A 6,983-nucleotide genomic window follows, 5' to 3' on the forward strand; every position below is an offset into this window, starting at 1 on the left:
TGGAGTTACGAAGTAATGGAAAAAACGATAGTTTTGGCTGTTAACAATGGCGAAGGGAAAACCCGTTTATTAACCGCGAATGCCAACAATGCAGTTAAAGTTAAATTAATTCACGGTAATAAATACGTCTTAAAGAATCTAGGCAATGATTTTGCTCCGGAGAACGTGACTTTAGTTCGTGTCGGCAAGGCGTTGCACGTGATCCAGGAAGGGGACACACAAGCCAGTATTATTATTGAAGACTACTTTAATGGTGAAGCCAACAACCCGGTGTTACTGGGAATGGCTGAAGATGGCCAGCTGTATGCCTATGTTCCCTTGTCCGGGGAAGGCTATGAGCACGGCTATCTCTTTACTGATGGTGAGTCATCGCCTGCAGCATTAGGTGGTCCATCTCAAGGCAGTGGTGAAGGCATTTTTGTCGCTTCTGATGATAATCATGATGCGCTGTTTGGTCTTTTGGGTTGGCTGGCGGCAGCGACAGCGATCGGCGCTGGGGCCGCGGTTGCCTATCATAACCGTAGTAAAGATGATAATAACCCTGAACCGACCCCTCCGGCAAAACCGGCGATTGGCGGTGCACTTGACCATACGGGTTCTATTCAGGGCCAAATTAAAAACGGCGGCCAGACAGATGAATCTCATCCGACCTTAAGTGGTACAGGTGTCGCTGGTAACATCATCACCGTGTATGACAACGGTAGTGCCATTGGCAGCGTGGTCATTGATGGCAATGGCAACTGGACATTTACCCCTGATCAAGCAATGGGTGACGGCGCTCACCAAATGGTGATCACCGAGACTGATCCGTCTGGTAATGTCAGCTCGCCTTCTGATCCTCTGAACTTCACGGTTGATGCCACACCGCCGGATGTCCCTGGTATGCAGCATGTCATGGACAAAACGGGGAACGTTGTCGGTGAAATAAAACCGGGTGATTCCACGGATGATCCACGTCCTGTCCTGACCGGTAGTGGTCAGCCAGGTGACACAGTGACTATCTATGACAACGGTAATGTGATTGGCGAGACCACCGTCAATGAAGATGGTCGTTGGTCTTTCCAGCCAGAGACACCGATGACTGATGGAAAGCACAACATCACGGTTTCTGAAACCGACCCTGTGGGTAATGAGAGTAAGCAGAGTGGCGGTTGGGAATTTAACGTCGATACACAAGCCCCTACCCAGCCTGCTATTGGGAGCGTTATCGATGACGTCGGTGCTGTTACCGGCCCATTGACCAGTGGCAGCACCACGGATGATACCCAACCTGAACTGAAAGGTGTGGGGCAACCTGGTGATGTCATTATTATTAGTGACAATGGTCAACCTATTGGTTCTACGGTCGTTAATGATAAAGGTGACTGGAGCTATCAGGTTGAAGAACCTTTGAAAGATGGTAACCATAGCCTGACGGTCAGTGAAGTTGACCCGGCCGGTAATACCAGCACACCTTCCGATCCTATTGTGATCGTGGTTGATACCACGCCTCCAGCTCAACCTGATGTGTCGAATGCCCAGGATGACGTGGGTGCTATCACCGGCGCAATCAAGAACGGCGGTACAACCGATGATACTCAGCCTGAATTCAGTGGTGGTGGCCAGCCTGGCGATATTATCAATATCTATGATAATGGTGAGAAAATTGGTTCTACTGTTGTTGGCGACAACGGCAAGTGGAGCTTTACACCTGAGACACCACTCGACGAAACGAATCACAGTATTACCACTACGGAAACCGATCCGGCGGGTAACGAAAGTAAGCCCTCTGAGCCGTTGAACTTTACTGTTGATACCACTGCTCCGTTAGATGATCCTGCCCATTTGGCGATTACTTCCGTCGAAGACCGCGTGGGCGGTAGCCAGGGTGCGGTGGCCAAGGGTGCGGTGACTGATGACAGCCAACCGTTGATCAGCGGTATTGGTACTGCGGGTGATACGGTATTTGTCTACACCACCGATGCTGCTGGTCAGCATCTGATTGGTAGCGCAGTCGTGCAAGACAATAATACCTGGAGCATGTCACCAGAACTGCCATTGTTAGAAGGCAGCAACCAACTGGTCATTATTGCTCAAGATCCTGCAGGCAACCGCAGTAATTTCTCCTCTCCGAGCTATGACGTTACGCTGTACATCCCGGTATCGACTGAACCGTCTATCGGCAGTGTGGTGGACAACGCAGAGCCACACGTGGGTCCATTGCAGAAGGACGATGTCACCAACGACACCACCCCAACCCTGAGTGGGAGTGCAACAGCCAACAGCCTGGTCAATATCTATGATAACGGTGAACTGATCGGTTCAACCACGGCCAATGGCAAGGGTGAGTGGAGCTTTACCCCCGATGTGGCCCTGAAAGATGGCAACCATAATCTGACCACCACCGCAACGGATATCGCAGGTAATGTCAGCGCACCAAGCGGCAGCTTCGGTATTAATGTTGACACCACCGTGCCTAATTCGGCTGGCGATATCGTTATCACCGACAACGTGGGTGAGAAGACCGGTGAAGTGAAACCGGGGGATACCACCGATGACCGTTCACCCAACCTGAACGGTACCGGCGAACCGGGCGGCACGGTCACTATTTATGACAACGGTGAAGAAATCGGTACTGCCAAGATCGATGATGAAGGTAAATGGACTTTTACCCCGCCTGAGCCGCTGGATAATGGCGACCACACCCTTAATACTACCGTGACTGACCCGGCGGGCAACGTAAGTGAGCCAAGCCCGGATATCAAGATTGCGGTGGACGATACCCCGGTGCTGGTACAACTGGGTTCAGTCAATGACAACGTAGGGTCTGTGACCGGTAACCTGCAACCCGGTCAGGTCACCGACGACGCGCGTCCAGAACTGAACGGCAGCGGCAAACCAGGCAGTGTTATCACCGTCAAGGATGGGGATGATGTGCTGGGTACCACCATCGTCAAGAAAGATGGTAGCTGGAGCTTTACGCCAGATGCGGATCTGAGCGAGGGTAACCACAGCCTGACCGTGACGGCAGAAGATGCCGCTGGTAAGACCGTGACCTCTCCCGCCTTTGAACTGAAGGTAGATACCACCGCGCCAGAGCAGCCAGTGATGGGTAACGCCATTGATGACGTCGGTGATAACCGTGGTCCATTGACCAGCGGCAGTGTGACCGACGATGCCAACCCAACCTTCAAGGGAACGACAGAGCCAAATAGCATCATCAATATCTATGATGATGGCAAACTGTTGGGCTCGGCTGCTGCCGACGACAAGGGTGCCTGGTCATTTACCCCAACCACCCCATTGGTGGAAGGTGAGCACAAGATCACCACCACTGCGACGGATGAGGCGGGTAACACCAGTGATCCATCTGAAGTCTTTAAGTTGACTACCGACTACACTGCTTCGCCAATTGGGCCAGGCTTCCTGGAGATCACCAGTGTTGAAGACCGTGTGGGCAATGCGACAGGTAACGTTGCATCAGGAAACAGCACCGATGACAGCCAGCCGCTGATCAGCGGTATTGGTACCAAGGGCGATATCATCATTGTGTACACCAAAGATGACGCGGGCAATCACCCGATTGGCAGCACCAAGGTACTCGATAATGGCACCTGGTCACTGACGCCAACCACCCCATTGGTGGAAGGCAACAACCAGTTGACCATCGTGGCGGTCGATGCGGCGGGTAACAAGACCACGCCAAGCACGCCGTCTTATGACATCAATGTTGACATCACTATTCCTGCCGAGCCAGCAATCACCAGCGTGGTGGACAACGCAGAGCCACACGTGGGTCCATTGCAGAAGGACGATGTCACCAACGACAGCACCCCAACCCTGAGTGGGAGTGCAGAAGCCAACAGCCTGGTCAAGATCTACGATAACGGTGAACTGATCGGTTCAACCACGGCCAACGGCAAGGGTGAGTGGACCTTTACTCCAGCAGCAGGCGCTGAACTGAAAGATGGCAACCATAATCTGACCACCACCGCAACGGATATCGCAGGTAATGTCAGCGCACCAAGCGGCAGCTTCGGTATTAATATTGACACCACCGTGCCTAATTCGGCTGGCGATATCGTTATCACCGACAACGTGGGTGAGAAGACCGGTGAAGTGAAACCGGGGGATACCACCGATGACCGTTCACCAAACCTGAACGGTACCGGCGAACCCGGCGGCACGGTCACTATTTATGATAACGGTGAAGAAATCGGTACTGCCAAGATCGATGATGAAGGTAAATGGACTTTTACACCGAGTGAGCCGCTGGATAATGGCGACCACACCCTCAATACCACGGTGACTGATCCGGCGGGCAACGTGAGTGAGCCAAGCCCGGATATCAAGATTGCGGTGGATGATACCCCGGTGCTGGTACAGCTGGGTTCAATCAATGACAACGTAGGGTCTGTAACCGGTAACCTGCAACCCGGTCAGGTCACCGACGACGCGCGTCCAGAACTGAACGGCAGCGGCAAGCCAGGCAGTGTCATCACCGTGAAGGATGGGGATGATGTGCTGGGTACCACTATCGTCAAGAAAGATGGTAGCTGGAGCTTCACGCCAGATGCGGATCTGAGCGAAGGTAACCACAGCCTGACCGTGACGGCAGAAGATGCCGCCGGTAAGACCGTGACCTCTCCCGCCTTTGAGCTGAAGGTAGATACCGCCGCGCCAGAGCAGCCGGTGATGGGTAATGCCATTGATGACGTCGGTGATAACCGTGGTCCATTGACCAGCGGCAGTGCTACTGACGATGCCAACCCGACCTTCGAAGGGACGGCAGAGCCAAATAGCATCATCAATATCTATGATGATGGAAAACTGTTGGGCTCAGTTGCTGCCGGCGATAATGGTGCTTGGTCGTTTACCCCAACCACCCCATTGGTGGAAGGTGAGCACAAGATCACCACCACTGCGACGGATGAGGCGGGTAACACCAGTGATCCATCCGACATCTTTAAGTTGACCACTGACTACTCAGCACCCGATGCCAGCAAAGTGACGATCACTGGCGTGGATGATCAAGTGGGGGGTAAGACCGGCAATGTAGCTCCGGGTACCACCACCGATGACGCCCGCCCAACCATCAGCGGAACCGGTGCGGAAAAGGGTAACATCATTACGGTGTACCGCGGCACCGAGATTATTGGTACGGCGATCGTGCAGGATGATCTCTCCTGGTCAATGAAGCCGACAGCGCTGCTTGTGGATGGTCTTGCTGAGTTGACCGCGAAAGAGAGTGATGCGGTAGGCAACACCACGGTGGCATCACCCGAATACAGCATTACCATCAGAACTGGCGCGCCAGTACCACCAGTGATTACGTCGGTGGAGGATAATGTCGGACCTGTGACTGAACCGCTGCAGAAGGGTAAGGTGACTGACGATAATACCCCGACGCTGAAGGGTACCGCCGTGGCGGGTGGCATCGTGAAGGTGTATGACGATGGTGAAGTCATTGGTAGCGTGAAAGTGGAAAATAATGGTAGCTGGAGCTTTACGCCAGAAACGGCATTGATTGATGGCAACCACAACCTGACCGCGACGGTGACCGATGAGATTGGTGTCACCAGCAAACCGACAGGTATCTTCGACATCATGGTCGATACCAAGGCACCGGCACTGGTCACAGACCTGGTGGTGACCGACGATGTGGGCAGCGTGACCGGGCCAATCAGCACCGATGAAACCACTGACGACAACACGCCAACCCTGAGTGGCAAGGCAGAGCCGAACAGTGTGGTGACTGTGTGGGATAATGATGAGGTGATTGGCACCGCGTTGGTGAATGACCAGGGTAACTGGAGCTTTACGCCAAGCACGCCATTGAATAACGGCCCACATGACCTGACCACCACGGTGACGGATCCGGCAGGTAACACCAGTGATAAAGGGCAGCACCTGATTTTCAACGTAGATGTGGTGCCAGGCCAGGTACAACTGACTGGTCTGCAAGATGACGTGGGCAGTGTCACGGGTTCTGTAGCGCAAAATGGGGTGACGGATGATACCAGTCCGACGCTGACCGGTACCGCGAAGGTGGGCAGTGTGGTCACCGTCAGCGATGAAAATGGCGTACTGGGCAGCCTCACGGTAGGGGCAAGTGGTAACTGGAGCTTTACGCCAAGCAGTGACATGAGCCAAGGTTTACATACCCTGAGTGCCAGTGCCAAAGATCTGACCGGTTATGTCAGCACCACTGGCACCTGGGTGTTTACCGTGGACTCCGTGGCCCCGACAGCACCGTTTATCGACTCGGCAGCAGACGATGTGGGTGATATCCAGCCACAGAGCATGACTAGCGGCAGCGCGACGGATGATCCGTCACCTACCCTGAGCGGCCATGCGGAAGCCAACAGCATAGTGAAGATCTATGACCAATATGGTGAGATAGGGTCAGTACAGGCACTGGCCAGTGGCCAGTGGAGCTTTACGCCAACCAGCGGCCTGTCAGAAGGCAAGCATGACTTTTACGTCAAGGCGGTGGACAAGGCGGGCAATATCAGTGATCCGTCCAACACCTTTACCTTGACGCTGGACTTCACGCCACCGGATGTGAGCAAGGTGGCGATCACTGAAGTCGTCGATCAGTATGGTCTGGTGACAGGCCCGGTCAGCAAGGGTAGCGTGTTGGATGATCGCAATCCGTTGGTTAACGGTACCGGTGCTGAAGAGGGTAACACCATCACGGTATACAGCACCGATGGCAATGGGCTGACCAAAGTACTGGGTACCACCACCGTAGGCAGCAATGGCCAGTGGACGTTGACCGCGACGGGCTCACTGTATGACGGTAAAAACACGTTGACAGTAGAAGAGACTGACAAGGTAGGTAATAGCGCCAAGCCGAGCACCAGCTATGACGTCATTATGTCATTGACCCCAGGCACTCCGGTTATCGACAGTATTATTGATGATACCGGCGCTACCCGTATGCCATTGGCCAGCGGTAGTTTGACCAAGGACAATACGCCAACCTTGAGCGGGACCTCTTC

At 53.8% G+C, this 6,983-nt stretch carries 1 protein-coding gene; it reads left to right on the top strand.

All coding sequences use genetic code 11. From position 1 onward, the window contains the following. Window positions 1–15 precede the first annotated feature (15 nt). On the top strand, window positions 16–6,983 hold a 6,968-nt coding region (locus tag IO95_RS24995), incomplete at its 3' end, for an Ig-like domain-containing protein (protein WP_235186730.1).

The sequence above is a fragment of the Serratia sp. DD3 genome (assembly GCF_000496755.2).